This window comes from Kitasatospora sp. NPDC036993 (assembly GCF_055607525.1).
In genome coordinates, this window is the sequence record NZ_JBVJRP010000001.1 from 347,655 (window position 1) to 363,698 (window position 16,044).

Annotated in this window: 12 protein-coding genes and 1 tRNA gene; 5 read left to right on the forward strand and 8 right to left on the reverse strand. The window is 72.0% G+C overall.

The window, feature by feature from the left end; translation table 11 throughout:
• Nucleotides 1-51 precede the first annotated feature (51 nt).
• Genes ACZ7C5_RS01665 through ACZ7C5_RS01675 form a run of 3 tightly spaced genes read left to right on the forward strand, consistent with a single transcriptional unit; the run spans nt 52 to nt 2,721 of the window.
• Nucleotides 52-717: an aminodeoxychorismate/anthranilate synthase component II gene (locus ACZ7C5_RS01665; protein WP_470321676.1), complete on the forward strand. Its 666-nt coding sequence runs from the start codon at nt 52-54 to the stop codon at nt 715-717.
• A 5-nt stretch (nt 718-722) separates the two neighbouring features.
• Entirely contained in the window at nt 723-1,826 is a 1,104-nt protein-coding gene (locus tag ACZ7C5_RS01670) for a class E sortase (RefSeq protein ID WP_401081255.1), read from the forward strand.
• Between the two features lie 37 nt (nt 1,827-1,863).
• Entirely contained in the window at nt 1,864-2,721 is an 858-nt protein-coding gene (locus ACZ7C5_RS01675) for a class E sortase (RefSeq protein WP_401081258.1), read from the forward strand.
• Between the two features lie 167 nt (nt 2,722-2,888).
• Here the strand turns inward: ACZ7C5_RS01675 and pknB are convergent, their stop codons facing one another.
• The 6 genes from pknB to ACZ7C5_RS01705 all read right to left on the reverse strand — a co-directional run bounded on the left by pknB (nt 2,889) and on the right by ACZ7C5_RS01705 (nt 11,380).
• Nucleotides 2,889-4,997: a Stk1 family PASTA domain-containing Ser/Thr kinase gene (pknB, locus tag ACZ7C5_RS01680; RefSeq protein ID WP_401081261.1), complete on the reverse strand. Its 2,109-nt coding sequence runs from the start codon at nt 4,995-4,997 to the stop codon at nt 2,889-2,891.
• Nucleotides 4,998-5,257: 260 nt separating this feature from the next.
• On the reverse strand, nt 5,258-6,715 hold the full coding sequence (locus tag ACZ7C5_RS01685) for a peptidoglycan D,D-transpeptidase FtsI family protein (RefSeq protein ID WP_470321677.1): 1,458 nt from the start codon (nt 6,713-6,715) through the stop codon (nt 5,258-5,260).
• Nucleotides 6,712-8,088, reverse strand: coding sequence for an FtsW/RodA/SpoVE family cell cycle protein (locus tag ACZ7C5_RS01690; protein WP_470321874.1), 1,377 nt, complete (start codon nt 8,086-8,088; stop codon nt 6,712-6,714). The genes ACZ7C5_RS01685 and ACZ7C5_RS01690 overlap by 4 nt, the downstream gene beginning before the upstream one ends.
• Nucleotides 8,089-8,248: 160 nt before the next feature.
• Entirely contained in the window at nt 8,249-9,862 is a 1,614-nt protein-coding gene (locus ACZ7C5_RS01695) for a PP2C family protein-serine/threonine phosphatase (RefSeq protein WP_401081267.1), read from the reverse strand.
• Nucleotides 9,863-9,915: 53 nt separating this feature from the next.
• Nucleotides 9,916-10,461, reverse strand: a complete 546-nt coding sequence (locus tag ACZ7C5_RS01700; RefSeq protein WP_401081270.1) for an FHA domain-containing protein FhaB/FipA — start codon at nt 10,459-10,461, stop codon at nt 9,916-9,918.
• A 46-nt stretch (nt 10,462-10,507) separates the two neighbouring features.
• Entirely contained in the window at nt 10,508-11,380 is an 873-nt protein-coding gene (locus tag ACZ7C5_RS01705) for an FhaA domain-containing protein (protein WP_401081273.1), read from the reverse strand.
• 422 nt (nt 11,381-11,802) lie between these two features.
• Between ACZ7C5_RS01705 and ACZ7C5_RS01710 the strand changes: the two genes are divergently transcribed.
• Nucleotides 11,803-11,886, forward strand: a tRNA-Leu gene (locus ACZ7C5_RS01710).
• A gap of 94 nt (nt 11,887-11,980) precedes the next feature.
• Here the strand turns inward: ACZ7C5_RS01710 and ACZ7C5_RS01715 are convergent.
• Nucleotides 11,981-13,126, reverse strand: coding sequence for a sensor histidine kinase (locus ACZ7C5_RS01715; protein WP_401081276.1), 1,146 nt, complete (start codon nt 13,124-13,126; stop codon nt 11,981-11,983).
• Nucleotides 13,123-13,776: a response regulator gene (locus ACZ7C5_RS01720; RefSeq protein ID WP_223244124.1), complete on the reverse strand. Its 654-nt coding sequence runs from the start codon at nt 13,774-13,776 to the stop codon at nt 13,123-13,125. The genes ACZ7C5_RS01715 and ACZ7C5_RS01720 overlap by 4 nt, the downstream gene beginning before the upstream one ends.
• A 399-nt stretch (nt 13,777-14,175) precedes the next feature.
• Between ACZ7C5_RS01720 and ACZ7C5_RS01725 the strand changes: the two genes are divergently transcribed.
• Nucleotides 14,176-15,945 carry a phosphatidylglycerol lysyltransferase domain-containing protein gene (locus tag ACZ7C5_RS01725; protein ID WP_401081378.1) on the forward strand — a complete coding sequence of 590 codons (1,770 nt, stop codon included), beginning with the start codon at nt 14,176-14,178 and terminating at the stop codon, nt 15,943-15,945.
• The last annotated feature ends 99 nt before the right edge of the window (nt 15,946-16,044 follow it).

Below are 16,044 nucleotides of genomic sequence, written 5' to 3' on the forward strand. Positions count from 1 at the left end.
GCCGGGCCCGCATCCCCCTTCCAGCACGCATCCCACGGAGACCACGCGCGCATGACGACCCAGGCGACCACCCGGCCCCGCATCCTGGTGGTGGACAACTACGACAGCTTCGTCTTCAACCTGGTCCAGTACCTGTACCAGCTCGGCGCCACCTGCGAGGTGGTGCGCAACGACGAGGTGACCGTCGAGCATGCCATCCGCCGCTCCGGCGAGGAGGGCTTCGACGGGGTGCTGCTCTCCCCGGGGCCCGGTGCCCCCGAGGAGGCCGGGGTCTGCATCGAGATGGTGCACCACTGCGCGCGGATCGGACTGCCGGTGTTCGGCGTCTGCCTGGGCCTCCAGTCGATCGCGGCCGCCTACGGCGCGGTGGTCGGCCGGGCGCCGGAACTGCTGCACGGCAAGACCTCACCGGTCGAGCACGAGGACGGCGGGGTCTTCGAGGGCCTGCCCTCGCCGCTGACCGCGACCCGCTACCACTCGCTCGCGGTCGAACCGGCCACCGTGCCGGCCGAGCTGGTGGTCACCGCGCGCACCGGGAGCGGCGTGATCATGGGCCTGAGGCACCGTGAACTGCCGGTCGAGGGCGTGCAGTTCCACCCCGAGTCGGTGCTCACCGAGGGCGGTCACCGGATGCTCGCCAACTGGCTCGCGGAGTGCGGCTTCCCCCAGGCGGTCGACCGGTCGGCCGGGCTCGCCCCGGTGATCGGCCGGGGCTGACCGGCATGACCACGGTGCGTCCGGAGGGGCGTTACCAGCCGGAGGCGGACCCGCACGGCGCCGTGCGGCAGCACGGCGGGCCCAAGCACCAGGGCCCGGACGACGGCACCGGCGCGCCGTACGGGCAGGGGTACCCGGCGCAGGCCGTGCCCGAGGACGGCTGGGGCGTGTACGAGCAGGCCCAGGAGCCCCTCGTGGACGGGCCCGAGTACCCCTGGCTGCCCGACCAGACCCTCCAGCTGCGGCTGCCTCTCGACATCGGCGCGCCGGACGCCGAGCCGGCCCCGCCCACCGGCGGCCGCGCCGAGCGCCGGCGTGCCGCGCAGGGCCGCACCGCGCTGCGCTCCGGCAGCGGACGGCGCCGGTCGAACGGCCGCGCCGCCGGGCGGCCGCGCCCCAAGGAGTCCCTGCTCGTGGTGGCCGCCAGGGGCGTCGGCGAGCTGTGCATCTCGCTCGGCGTGGTGATGCTGCTGTTCGTCGCCTACCAGCTCTGGTGGACCAACGTGCAGGCCGACGCGGCCGCCGACGGGGCCCGCAACCAGCTGGAGCAGCAGTTCGAGGCGGCTCCGCCGCCCGCCAGGCAGGGGCAGCCGGGACAGCCGGCCCCGGACCCGGCCAAGCCCGAGGTGTTCGAGCCAGGCAAGGGCTTCGCCATCATCCACATGCCCAAGCTCGGGCTGAAGTTCCCGATCGCCGAGGGCACCGCCAAGTCCTCGGTGCTCGACAAGGGCCTGGTCGGGCACTACGCGGGCACCGGGATGCCGGGCGACAAGGCGGGCAACTTCGCGCTGGCCGCCCACCGCAACACCCACGGCGAGCCGTTCCGGTACATCAACCAGCTCGGCAAGGGCGACAAGATCGTGGTGGAGACCGCGGCCGGCTACTACACCTACGAGGTCACCGGGGCCATTCCGGAGACTTCCCCCAACAACGTGGGCGTGATCAAGCCGGTGCCGAACGGCGCCGGGTACGCCGGTCCCGGACGCTACATCACGTTGACGACCTGCACCCCGGAGTTCACCTCCAAGTTCCGTCTCATCGTCTTTGGCAAGATGATCGAGGAACGGCCGCGTGCCCAGGGCAAGCCGGCCGCGATCACGGGCGGGTGACCGCCCGGCCGCCCGGCCCGGAGGGGGAGCACCGCAGATGCAGGACGAGACCGCGCAGTCGGCCGAACCGGGGGAAGAGGCCTTTCCCCCGCCCGAGCCGAGGGCCGGGCGCGGGCGCCGCCGGGCGCTGGCCGCGCTCGGCGTCCTCGGCGAGCTGCTGATCACCCTGGGCCTGGTGCTCGGCCTGTTCGTGGCCTACTCGCTGTGGTGGACCAACGTGCAGGCGGACCGCGCGGCCTCGGCGGCGGGCGACCGGCTGCGCAGCAGCTGGGCCGCCGGCCCGACCCCCGGCCCCCCGGCGGAGCCCGGCGCCACCCCGGCCCCCGGTGCGTCCGGCGGGCCCGGTGCCGCGGGTGCCACCGGTGCCCCGGGCAGCCCGGGTGCCGTGCCGAAGCAGTTCGCCGCCGGGGACGACGTGGGCTTCCTGCACGTCCCGGCGATGGGCAGGGACTACCAGGTGCTGATCCGGATGGGCACCTCGACCGAGGTCCTGGACGACGGCGTGGCGGGCGTCTACGAGCAGCCGTACAAGGCCGCGATGCCCTGGGACCCGGAGGGCAACTTCGCGCTGGCCGCCCACCGGGACGGCCACGGCGCCAAGTTCCACGACCTGGACGCCGTCCACAAGGGCGACGCGGTCGTGGTCGAGACCAAGGACAAGTGGTACGTCTACAAGGTCGACGGCTCCCTGCCGGAGACCACCAAGTACGACACCGGCATCGTGGCGCCCGTCCCCGCCCGCTCCGGCTACACCGCCCCCGGCCGCTACATCACCCTGACCACCTGCACGCCGGTGTACACCTCGCGCTACCGGATGGCCGTCTGGGGGAGCCTGGTGCGGGTGGACGACATGGACGCCAAGCGCACCCCGCCGCCGGAGCTGCGGCACTCCTGAAGCCCCTGCAGGGCCCTCCTGGAGGGCCGTACAGGGCCGTACGGGGCCCTACGGGGGAGAAATGGCCCGAGGGCCCGCCGCGGGTTTCGCGGCGGGCCCTCGGGCGTGCTGGGGAGTTACCCGGGCTCCGGCCCCCGGTTCAGTCGAACCAGGGGAATATCGGAGGCCTAGTGGTCCCCTTTGGCGGGTGGGGTGGTGGGGTCGCCCCCTTTGGGCGGCTCGGCCGCCTTGGTGTACAGCTGGATCTGGGTGTTCGGGTCGACCGGGGTGCCGGCCGGAGGGTTGCTCTGCTGCACCGTGGCGTTCGGGTCCGCCGGACCGTTGACCACCGTGTAGGTCAGGCCGAGCGCCTTCAGCTGGTCGGCGGCCTGGCCCAGCTTGACGTTCGCCAGCGGCGGGACCTGGGGCTTGTCCTGCGCCTTGTAGATGGTCAGCGTGATCTTGGTGTTGGCCGGGGCCTTGTTGTTCGCCGGGACGGACTGCTGGGCGACGGTGTTGACCTTGCTCGGGTCGGGGGCCGCCACGGTCTTCGAGGCGTCCACCTGGAAGCCGAGGCCCTGGAGGGTGGACTGCGCGTCCTCCTTCTGGGCGCCGACCACGTTCGGGACGGTGACCTTGGCCTTGCCCTGCGACACGGTCAGCTTGATCGCGGCGCCCGGGTCGACCGCCGCGTTGGCCGCCGGGTCCTGGGCGGTGACGGTGTCCTGCGCGGCGTTGTCGTCATCCTTGTACTCGGTGGTGACGTTGGTGAAGCCGGCGTCGGCCAGCGCCTTGGTGGCCTGGTCCTTGGGCTTGCCGACCACACCGGGAACCTGGGTCTTGGCCGGGCCCGAGGAGATCTGCACCGTGATGGTGGAGGTCTCGGCGACCTGGGTGCCGGCCGTCGGGTTCTGGGTGCAGACCTGGTCCTTCTTGATGGTGGTGTCCGGGCAGGCGATCTTCTCGCCCTCGGTCAGCACGATCTTGGCACCGGCCCCGGTGGCGGCCGTCCTGGCCTCGGCCAGGGTCTTGCCGACCAGGTTCGGGGCGGTGACCTTCGGGGTTTCCTTGGTCCCCTTGTCGCCGAACATCGCCTGGGCGACGAAGAAGGTGCCGACCAGGACCAGCACGGCGGCCACCGCCAGCACGATCCAGGAGGTGTTGCTCTTCTTCGGCCGGTCGTCGCCCCTGCGGCCGCCGCGGCCGTAGCCGTCGTCGTTGCCGCCGCCCGAGGCGCCGGCGTAGCCCTGGCCGTAGCCGTCGTCCTGGTAGCCGCCCTGCTGCCCGTAGCCGGGCTGCCCGGAGGCCTGCGGCAGGACGGTGGTCGGGCCGCCGGGCTGCTGCGGCAGCACGTTGGTCTGGCCGTACGGGTCGTGCTGCTGCGGGTAGCCGTTCTGGTCGTAGCCGTAGCCGGCCGCGCCCATGCCGTAGGCGGCCTGCTGGGCGGCGGCCACCGGCAGGCCGTCGAGGAAGCGCTCGATGTCGTCGCGCATCTCGTCGGCGCTCTGGTAGCGGTAGTCGCGCTCCTTGGCGAGGGCCTTCAGCACGATCGCGTCGATCTCGGGGCGCACCTCGGGGTCGAAGACCGACGGCGGCTGCGGCTCCTCCCTGACGTGCTGGTAGGCCACCGCGACCGGCGAGTCGCCGACGAACGGCGGGCGGACGGTCAGCAGCTCGTAGAGCAGGCAGCCGGTGGAGTAGAGGTCGGACCTGGCGTCGACCTGCTCGCCCTTGGCCTGCTCGGGGGAGAGGTACTGGGCGGTGCCGATGACGGCGGAGGTCTGCGTCATGGTCATTCCGGCGTCACCCATCGCACGGGCGATGCCGAAGTCCATGACCTTGACGTTGCCCTGCCGGGTCAGCATCACGTTGGCCGGCTTGATGTCGCGGTGCACGATGCCGGCCCGGTGCGAGTACTCCAGGGCCTGGAGGATGCCGATGGTCATCTCCAGGGCGCGCTCGGGCAGCAGCCGGCGGCCGGAGTGCAGCAGCTCCCGCAGCGTGGACCCCTCGACGTACTCCATCACGATGTACGGGATGGAGATGCCGTCGATGTAGTCCTCGCCGGTGTCGTACACGGCGACGATCGCGGGGTGGTTCAGGGACGCCGCCGACTGTGCCTCGCGGCGGAAGCGGGCCTGGAACGACGGATCCCGGGCCATGTCGGCCCGGAGCGTCTTCACTGCGACGGAGCGGCCGAGCCGGGTGTCATGGGCGAGGTACACCTCGGCCATGCCGCCGCGTCCGAGGACGCCGCCGAGCTCGTACCTGCCGCCGAGGCGACGAGGCTCTTCCATAGATCCGACCCTCTCCCTCGCCCGTGGGCGAGGTTGTGACGTAGGTGTCCCCGCACGCTCTGGGAGACGCCGCGCGGTCCGCGACCGGTTCTCCGGCCGAGCCGTGCGGTGCCTCGCGGGCGGCAACGGGCACACCCGCTGCTGGCGGATACGCTACCGGTCGTACCGCATCGGACCGGAGTCAGCCGTCGGCCGATATCAGACCGGTATCCGGACGGTACTGGCGTTCGTGACGTTCCCCTCACTCCGGACCGGCCCTCCTACTTGCCGAGCGCGGCCTGCATCACCGCCTTGGCGATCGGGGCCGCGAGCCGGCCGCCGCTGATGCCGTCGCGGTTCTGGGAGCCGTCCTCGACCACCACCGCGACCGCGACCGACTGGCCGTCCGAGGTCTTCGCCCAGGAGGTGAACCAGGCGAACGGCAGCCCGGCGTTGTCCTCGCCGTGCTGCGCGGTGCCGGTCTTGCCGCCGACCTGGAGGCCGGGGATCTGGGCGTTCTTGCCGGTGCCGTTCTCGACCACCGAGACCATCAGGTCCTGCATCTTCTGGGCGGTGGCCGGGCTCATCGCCTGGGAGAACTGCTTCTCGGTGTGCTTGGAGATGGTGGTCAGCGAGGCCGAGCGCTCCTGGTCCACCAGGTACGGCTGCATCAGGCTGCCGTTGTTGGCGATCGCGGCGGAGACCATGGCCATCTGGAGCGGGGTGGCGCGGGTGTCGTGCTGGCCGATCGAGTCCTGGGCGGTGCCGTCCAGGCCGGGGCTGTCGGGGAAGACGCTCTTCTCGGATCGGACCGGCGTGTCGATCGTGCTGTTGAAGCCGAACTTCTCGGCCTGCGCCCGCATCCGCTCCTTGCCCAGGTCCGCGCCCATCTTGGCGAAGACCGTGTTGCAGGACTGGTCCATCCCGGACTTCACGGTCGCGTTCTCGCAGCGCTCGTTCGGGCTCTCGTTCTTCAGCTGGGTGGTGGTGTTGGGCAGGATGTACGGCTCCGGGGTCTCCGTCGCGTCGTCGATGCTCTGGTACCGGCCGTTCTCGAACGCCGCGGTCGCGGTGACCAGCTTGAAGGTCGAGCCGGGCGGATAGGTCTCCTTCAGCGCCCGGTTGAGCATCGGCTTGTTCGGGTCCGCGTTGAGGTCCGTCCAGGCCTTGGTGTCGGCAGCCTCGCCGCCGGCGAAGGTGCCGGGGTCGTAGGACGGGGTGGAGACCAGCCCGAGGATCGCGCCGGTCTTCGGGTCGAGGGCGACCACCGCGCCCTTCTTGTTCCCCATCGCGTCGAAGGCCGCCTTCTGGACCTTGGCGTTGATGGTGGTGACGACGTCGCCGCCGCGCTTCTGCTCGCCCGTCAGCATGTCCAGGGTGTTGCGGAAGAACAGCCGGTCGTCGGTGCCGGAGAGGATGCCGTCCTCCAGGTTCTCCAGCTGGTTGGAGCCGTAGGCCTGGGAGGAGTAGCCGGTCACCGGGGCGTACATCGGGCCGTCGACCCAGGAGCGCTTGTACTTGTAGCGCAGGCCGTCGACGAAGTCGGACTTGGTGACCGGCTGGCCGCTGACGATGATGTTGCCGCGCGGGTGGGCGTACCGGTCGTACAGCTGGCGCTTGTTGTTCTTGTTGGTGGCCCAGGACTCGGCCTGGACGCCCTGCACCCAGTTGGTGCGGACCATCAGGGCCAGGATCAGGACGAGGCAGAAGATCGAGACCCGGCGGATCGGCTTGTTCATCGGGCGGGTCCTCCGTGGCCCTCGGTGGCCGGGGCCGGTTCGGCCCCGGGTCGGCGGGCGCTGTCGCTGATCTTCAGAAGGATCGCGACCAGCGCCCAGTTGGCGACCACGGACGAACCGCCCTGGGCGAGGAACGGCATGGTCATACCGGTCAGCGGGATCAGCCCGGTGACACCGCCGGCCACGACGAACACCTGGATCGCCATCGCCGACGAGAGGCCGACGGCGAACAGCTTGCCGAACGGGTCGCGGGCGGCGAGCGCGGTGCGCAGGCCGCGCTGCACCAGCAGCGCGTACAGCAGGAAGATCGCCATCAGGCCGGCCAGTCCGAGCTCCTCGCCGAAGGAGCCCAGGATGAAGTCGCTCTTGGCGGCGAAGCCGATCAGCCAGGAACGGCCCTGGCCCAGGCCGGAGCCGGTGGCCCCGCCGGAGCCGAGCGCCATCAGCGACTGGCCGATCTGCTCGGTGGCGCCATCCGGCCGGTTGGGGCCGAAGACGGCCATCGGGTCGAGCCACGCGTTGATGCGGACCTTCACGTGACTGGCGGTCGAGGCGACGGCGACCGCGCCGCCGACCGACATCAGCAGGCCGAACAGGATCCAGCTGGTCCGCTCGGTGGCGACGTAGAGCATCACCACGAACAGGCCGAAGAACAGGAAGGACGTGCCCAGGTCGTTCTCGAAGATCAGGATCAGCAGGCTGAGCAGCCAGATCACGATGATCGGGCCGAGGTCCCGGCCGCGCGGCAGGTACAGGCCCATGAACCTGCGGCTGGCCAGCGCCAGGGCGTCCCGCTTGACCATCAGGTAGCCGGCGAAGAAGACGGTCAGGATGATCTTGGCGAACTCGCCCGGCTGGATGGAGAAGCTCCCCATCCGGATCCAGATCTTGGCGCCGAAGTCCTCGTCCCTGGACGGGAAGAAGGCCGGGGCGGCGAGCAGGACCAGGGCCACCACCATCGAGATGTAGGTGTAGCGCTGGAGCACCCGGTGGTCCTTCAGCAGGACCATCACCCCGATGAAGCCGGCGATCCCGAGGGCCGACCACATCAGCTGGTTCTCGGCCGCCGGGTAGTTGTTCTTGAGCAGCTTGCTGGCCTTGTCCAGCCGCCAGATCATCACCACCCCGAGCCCGTTCAGCAGGGTGGCGATCGGCAGCATCAGCGGGTCCGCGTACGGCGCGAAGCGGCGCACCAGCAGGTGCGCGACCATCGCCAGGGCGCCCATGCCGAACCCGTAGCCGAGCATGCCCGCGGGCAGCTTGCCGTCCATCGCGAGGCCCACGTTGGCGTACGCGAGGACCGGCAGCAGCACCGCGAAGGCCAGCATCGCCAGCTCGGTGTTGCGCCGGTTGGGCGCCTCCTGCGGGGAGATCGTGGTGTTGTCCCGCCGACGGGGGACGGCCCGCCCGGCCGCCGCCCGGCGCCGGCCGGACCGGGTGGTCTCTTCGCTCACGTCGTAGCTGCTCACGTGGTGACCGCTCCCTGACGGCCGGCAAGCCCGCTCGGGGCCGTCCTATGTCGGATCACGGTCGTCACTGCTTCGGGCAGGAGTTGGCCCGGCTGAGTTCCTCGTCGGTCAGCGGGGCCTGGTCGCCCTGCGCGCCGGCGGCCGGAGGAGTGGCGTTCGGCGCCGGGGCGGGTGCCCCGGGAGCGGTCGGGCTCGGTGTGGTCGAGGGCGCGGCGGTCGGCGTCGCGGCGGTCGTGCCGCGGTTCTTCTCGGCCGGGGTGGGCGTGGTGGCCAGGTACGCGGCCTGGGTGGCCGGCGGCGTGGCCGGAGCGGCCGGCCTGGCGGCCCGCTGGCAGAGCTGGACCCAGCCGTCGAGCTCGTTGACCGTCGACTGGGCGTCCTTCATGCTGCCGACCGAGATGGTCTTCTTCACGTGGGCCTGCTGGTCCTCGGGCAGCCACTTCAGCTGGATCCTGCTGTACGAGGAGTGCACCGAGGACAGGCTCAGCCCGGCCAGGTTCTGGTTGATCCCCTGGTAGATCGCGACGTGGTCGTCCTGGGTGCCGACGTAGTACTGGTCCTGGGTCCACTGGTAGCCGAACCAGCCGGCGCCGCCGAGCAGGCCGAGCGTGACCAGGGCGGCCAGCGAGAGCGTCAGGCCCTTGCGCCTGCGCCTCCCCGGCCGCTCCTCGTCGAGGTCCTCGGAGCCGTACACCGAGGGCTCACCGGAGCCGTAGCCGTACTCGCCCTCGTACCCCTCGGCGGGGCCGAAGCCGCCCTGCGCGGCGCCGTACTCGCCCTCGTAGCCCTCGGCCGGGCCGAAGGCGCCCTGCGGGCCGCGGCCGAGTCCGGCGGCGCGGCCGGCCGGGGTGTCCGCGATCGAGCGGTCGGCGGCGGCCGAGGACGGCGGGGCCTCGGCGACCGCGCCGACCACCACCGGGACGTCGCTGAACTGGCCGCTCGTGGTGTCCGTGGCGCCGACGTCGATGACGTCCGCCACGATGCAGGTGATGTTGTCGGGACCGCCGCCGCGCAGCGCGAGCTGGATCAGCTCCTGCACGGTCTGCTCGGGCGCGTAGTAGCTGCCGAGGGTGTCCTGGAGGGTCTGGTGGCTGACCGGGCCGGAGAGGCCGTCGGAGCAGATCAGGTAGCGGTCGCCGGCCCGGACCTCGCGGATCGACAGGTCGGGCTCGACCTGGCCGCGGCCGTCCAGCGCGCGCATCAGCAGCGAGCGCTGCGGGTGGGTCTCGGCCTCCTCGGGCGTGATCCGGCCCTCGTCGACCAGGCGCTGCACCCAGGTGTGGTCCTGGGTGATCTGCACCAGCGAGCCGTCCCGCAGCAGGTAGGCGCGGGAGTCGCCGACGTGCACCATGCCCATCCGCTGGCCCGTCCACAGCATGGCGGTCAGGGTGCAGCCCATGCCCTCCAGCTGCGGGTCCTCCTCGACCATCTGCCGGAGCCGGTCGTTGGCGCCCTGGACGGCGTCGCCCAGCAGGGTCAGCAGGTCGGCGCCCGGCACGTCCTCGTCCAGCCGGACGATCGAGCCGAGCACCTCGGCGGAAGCGACCTCGCCGGCCGCGGCGCCGCCCATGCCGTCGGCCACGGCCAGCAGCCGCGGCCCGGCGTAGCCGGAGTCCTCGTTCCCCTCCCGGATCAGTCCCTTGTGGGAGCCGGCGGCGAAGCGCAGCACCAGGGTCATGCGACCTGTGCCCCCCTCTGGGTCATGGACGGGATGCTGTCCCTCATGCGCTACTACTTCCGCAGTTCGATGACGGTCCTGCCGATACGGATCGGCATGCCCGGCTGGAGCGGGGTGGGCGCGGTCAGGCGCTGCCGGTCCAGATAGGTGCCGTTGGTGGAGCCTAGATCCTCGACCGTCCACTGCCCAGTCTGATCCGGATAGATCCTGGCATGCCGGGAGGACGCGTAGTCGTCGTCCAGGACGATGGTGGAGTCGTGGGCACGGCCCAGCGTGATGGTCTGGCCCTGGAGCGCCACCGTGGTGCCGGCCAGCGAGCCCTGCACCACGACGAGCTGGGTCGGGCCGCCGCGACGGCGACCGCCGCCGCCCTGGGTCTGGCCCGCCGCCGGGCCGGCCTGGGCCGGTGCCGCGGTGCGTGCCGCGGGCGTGGTGGCCGCGCCGCCGGCCACCGTGGCGGCCCCGCCGCGACGGGAGGGCCGCGGGTTCACCTTGGTGCCGAACAGGTCGCTGCGGATCACCTGGATCGCGACGATGACGAACAGCCACAACACGGCCAGGAAGCCCAGCCGCATGACCGTGAGGGTCAGTTCTGACATGACCGTCCCGCCAGTCGGTGAGCGAGGCGCGCGAACAATTCGGACACTACCCTTCGACCTGCCGGTAGACGATGGTGGTGGAGCCCACGACGATTCGCGAGCCGTCGCGGAGCGTAGCGCGCTGGGTGTGCTGTCCGTCCACCACGATGCCGTTGGTGGAGCCCAGGTCCAGCACCATCGAAGGGGTGCCGGGACGGATCTCGGCGTGCTTGCGGGAGACTCCGGGGTCGTCGATCCGCACGTCCGCCTCGGTGGACCGGCCGAGCACGCAGGCGGAACCCGAGATCTGGTGCCGGGAGCCGTTGACCTCGATCCAGCGGCGCATCGAGGTGCCGCCGTGGCCGGCGCCGGGGAAGGCCCGGACGTTGCCGCCGGCGGGTGCCGGCGCGGGCGGGCCGGGGGGCATCGCGGGAGGCGCGGCCGGCGGCGGGGGCGTGCCGTACTGGCCGGCGCCGGGCTGCTGCCACGGTGCGCCGGGCGCCGGAGCGGCCGGCGGCCGGTCGTAGCCGGGCTGCTGCGGCGCGTACTGCTGCTGCTGGGGCTCCTCGGCGGCGAGGGTGCGGCTGCGCACCCGGTACAGGCCGGTGTCCAGGTCGTCGGCCTTCTCCAGGTTCACCTGGAGCGGGCCCATGAAGCTGTACCGCTGGGCCTCCGCGTACTCGCGGACCATCCCGGCCAGTTCGGTGCCGAGCTGCCCGGAGTAGGGGCTGAGCCGCTCGTGGTCGTGCGGGCTCAGCTCGACGATGAAGTCGTTCGGCACGACGGTGCGGTCGCGGTTCCAGATGCTCGCGTTGTTGTCGCACTCGCGCTGCAGCGCACCGGCGATCTCCACGGGCTGGACCTCGGACTTGAACACCTTGGCGAAGGTGCCGTTGACGAGACCCTCGAGTCGCTGCTCGAACTTCTTCAGCACTCCCATGGGGCACCCCCTTCCAGGGTTCGTTCGCCTGCCTGCCGGCCGGATCCCGCCCGGGACCCGGTCGCGCCTCCTACTTGCGGTACTTCCGTACTGATCGTATCCACGCCGGGCCCTTCCGTACGGTTCCCGGACCGTGTGGTGCCCGGGGGTGGGCTCGGACACACAGGCTGACGCATGTCGGGTACGGCACGCCAGGTGTGCCCGGTGGAGCACCCTCCCCGCAGTCGTACGGGCGTGCGCCGGGCATTCGTTCGGTTGCGGTCGGCCCCGCCCGACAACGGATTCGGAGCCGCCCCCCAGGTCGTGCTAATGTTTTCCATGTCGGAAGGGCCGCCCGGAAGGGAGGCCGGTCCAAGGAAGCGCGAAGTACCCATGGTACCGAGCGGTTCGGGAGATCGGTCGGCAACGAGGACAACACCCATGCGCGGGTGGCGGAATAGGCAGACGCGCTGGATTCAGGTTCCAGTGCCCGAAAGGGCGTGGGGGTTCAACTCCCCCCTCGCGCACAGCGAAGCCCCGCAGATCTACGGATCTGCGGGGCTTTCTCGTTTCCCTGCGGCCATTGCCGCCCTTGCTCTCCGGAGGCCCGGCGGGGCCGGGTCAGCCGTGGCCGGCCGGGAGTTCGGCGCGGACCTCGAAGCCGCCGTCCGGGGTCGGCCCCGCGGTGAGGCTGCCGCCCAGCAGCTGGGCGCGTTCGCGCAGACCGACCAGGCCGTGGCCGCCGCCCGGCAGGGTCTCGGCCGGGAGCACCGGCGGGGCCTCGTTGCGGATCTCGACCCGCAGCCGGCGCCCCTTCGCCCGGACCCTCACGTGCACCGCCGCCTCCGGGGCGTACTTGGTGATGTTGGTGAGCGCCTCCTGGACGGTGCGGTAGGCGGCCCGCTCGACGGCCTCCGGCCACGGGCGGTCACCGGGGTGCAGCTCGGAGTCGGCCGCCAGGCCGCTCTCCTCGATCAGCCGGGGCAGGTCGGCCAGCCGGGGCTGCGGGGCGAGCGGGGCGTCCGGCAGCCCGCCGGTGCCGCGCAGCACCCCGACCATCTGGCGCAGCTCGTCGAGGGTCCGCACGGACAGTTCGCGGATGGTCCTGGCGGTCGTCACGGCGGCCGGGTCGGCGCTGCTGACCTGGAGCGCGCCGGCCTGGATGCTGATCAGGCTGACCTGGTGCGAGACCACGTCGTGCATCTCCCTGGCCAGCCGGCCGCGCTCGCTGATCAGCACCCGCTCGGCCAGCAGCCGGCTCTCCCGTTCCTGGCCGCGGGTCAGCTCGTCCAGCCGGGCGGCCAGCTCCCGCCGGGTGCGGGCGAGCAGGCCGGTGGCGGCCGGCCCGGCCGCCAGCATCACGGCCTGGATGGCGTCCAGCGCGGTGGCGCGGCTGAGGTCGACGACGTTCTCGGGCAGCGGCCAGTGGAAGAACTCGACCAGGGCGAACAGGGTGCCGCAGGGGATCACGACCCGGGGGCGGGGGCGCTCGGCGGCCACCGAGTAGACGGCGGTGATCGGGGCCAGCCAGATCTCGTCCACCCAGCTGCCCGGCATGGTGAGCAGCAGCGCCGCCACCGGGAAGCGGCGGCGCCAGAACAGCGCGACGGCGGCCAGCGTGGACAGGGCCACCTGCCACCAGGCGGCCTCCCTGGCCACCAGGGCGGCGTCCAGCAGGGAGTACAGGACGGGCAGCAGCAGCATCAGCCAGGGGGCGGTGCACCAGGCCGGCAGCCGTCTGGACGGCAGGTGGTCGGCGGTCGTCATGCCCCGTCGCCGGGTTTCGGCCGGACCAGTCCGGCCCGGTGGGCCACGACGGCGGCCTGGACCCGGTTGGCGGCGCCGAGCTTGCCGAGGATCGCGCTGATGTGGTCCTTGACGGTGCCGGTGCCGAGGAAGAGCCGGTCGGCGATCTCGGCGTTGGACAGGCCCTCGCCCAGCAGCGCGAGCACGTCGAGCTCGCGGCCGGTGAGGGTGCGGGCGAGCGCGGTGGCCTCGGCGTCCGGGCCGCCGCCGTCCACGTAGCCGCCGATCACGGTGCGGGTGACGGTCGGGGAGAGGATGTTGCCGCCGGCCGCGAGCACCCGGACGGCGTGCACCAGCTGCTCGGGTGCGGTGTCCTTGAGCAGGAAGCCGGCCGCGCCGGCCCGCAGCGCGGTGCCGATGTACTCGTCGGTGTCGAAGGTGGTGAGCATCGCCACGGCGGGCGGGTCGGGCAGGGCGCGCAGCCGGCGCAGCACGGAGATGCCGTCGAGGTCGGGCATCCGGATGTCGAGCAGCACCACGTGCGGGCGCAGTCGTCGGACGTGGTCCTCGGCCTGCCCGCCGGAGCAGTCGCCGACCACCTCCAGGTCGGCGGCGGAGCCGACGATCAGGCCGAGGCCGGAGCGGACCAGGATCTCGTCGTCGACGATCAGCACGCGGGTGGTGGTGATGGTGCCTCCTCGGTTCGGGCGGCCGGGTCGGGGCGGTCCGCGTGAGTCGTTTCGAGAGTAGGGCCAGCGGGAGTGGGGCGCCGAACGCGTGGGGGGTGCTCACCCCCGCCGTTCGGCGGGGGTGGGAATCGGCTACCCGGTTCACGCAATTCTCAGCTTCGGTGGGGAACCATGGAGTTGGCTGACCCTTTTCCGGCCGCTTCTCCCTTCGGGTGGCCGGCCGGGCGAAGGTGTGCCGGTCAGTCCGTCGGGCCCGTGCGGGCGTCCGGCGCCGGGCCGTTCGCGGATGCGCCCCACCATCTGATCGTTTGGAATTGAGCTGTGTCGTCCACTGTGAAGCCGGAGCCGTCCGCCACGTCCACCGGGCCCCGTCCCGGCGGCGTGCTCGACCGCTGGGGCCCGAGGGCCGCCGCGGCCTCCGTCTGGTACCTGCGGCTGATCGCGCTGCTGAACGTGGCGACGGTGCTGCTGGTGCCCTTCCGCGTCCAGGTCAGCGAGCACAACGAGGGTGAGTACTTCACCCCGTACCTGATGACCGCGGGCCTGGCCAGCGCGGTGCTGTCGGTGTTCCTCGCGATCGCGATGCGCAGGCGCAAGCGGGCCGCGTGGATCTTCAACACGGCGCTCGGCGGCATGTTCGCGCTGCTGTACCCGGCGGTCATGCTGGTGCCGGGCGAGCGCTTCGACACCCACCCGCTCAACTACTTCTCCACCATCCTGACCTGCCTGTTCGTGCTGGCGCTGCTGATCGGGCGGAGGGAGTTCACCTCCAAGGGCGACAGCTCCAACCCGAAGACCGCGGCGGCCACCTTCGTCGGCGGCCTGGTGTTCGGCGGCGGGGTCGGCGCCCTGCTGGTCTGGCTGACCAACGAGCTGTCCGGCGCGGGCTTCTGGGACCTCTTCCGGTACTCGGTCGGCCGGATGATCACCATCACCCCGTCCGAGCACCTGCGCTCGGTGATCACCGCCCCGACCTGGGTGAACGCGGCGATCAACGCGATGGGCGCGGTGCTCTTCCTGCTGGTGCTGTACGTGGCCTTCCGCAGCCCGCGCGGCAAGGAGCTGCTGACGCCGGAGGACGAGGCGAAGCTGCGCTGCCTGCTGGACAGGCAGGGCGAGCGGGACTCGCTCGGCTACTTCGCGCTGCGCCGGGACAAGGCGGTGGTCTTCTCCCCCAGCGGCAAGGCGGCGGTCACCTACCGGGTGATCGGCGGCGTCTCGCTCGCCTCGGGCGACCCGATCGGCGACCCGGAGGCCTGGCCGGGCGCGATCGACGCCTGGCTGTCCGAGGCCAGGGAGCACGCCTGGGCGCCGGCCGTGATGGGTGCCTCCGAGGAGGCCGGGGTGATCTACGCCCGGCACGGGCTGGACGCGCTGGAGCTGGGCGACGAGGCGATCGTCGAGCTGGACGAGTTCTCGCTGGACGGCCGCGCGATGCGGGTGGTCCGGCAGGCCTACAACCGGGTCAAGCGGGCCGGGTACACGGTGCGGATCCGCCGCCACGAGGACATCTCGGAGGCGGAGATGGCCGAGCTGGTGGCCAAGGCCGACGAGTGGCGCGACGGGGCGACCGAGCGCGGCTTCTCGATGGCGCTCGGCCGGCTCGGCGACCCGGGGGACGGCCGCTGCGTGATGCTGGAGTGCCACGACGGGGACGGCGAGCTCAAGGCGCTGCTGAGCTTCGTGCCGTGGGGCCCGGACGGGCTCTCGCTGGACCTGATGCGCCGGGCCAGGGACACCGAGAACGGCCTGATGGAGTTCATGGTCATCGAGCTGTTGCAGCGCGCCGAGGAGATCGGGCTGAAGCGGGTGTCGCTGAACTTCGCGATGTTCCGTTCGGTCTTCGAGCGCGGTTCGCGTCTCGGCGCGGGGCCGGTGCTGCGGCTGTGGCGTTCGACTCTGGGGTTCTTCTCGCGCTGGTGGCAGATCGAATCGCTGTACCGGGCCAATGCCAAGTACCGGCCGATCTGGGAACCGCGGTACCTGCTCTTCGAGAAGAGCAGCGAGATTCCGCGGATCGGCCTCGCGAGCGCGCGCGCCGAGGGTTTCATCGTCGCGCCGAGCCTGCCCGCCCTGTTCCGTCGCCGGCACGCCGGGGCCGCCGTGGTGGCGCCCCGCGTTCCGGTGGCGGCACGGGACGGGAAGGGGTAGCCCTCCGTCGGGGGGCGGAGGGGGCCGGTCGGCCGATCGGGGGTCCACCGGGGGGATCACCCTCCCCCCTGAGGATGACCCCGGTCCCCATTCATACCG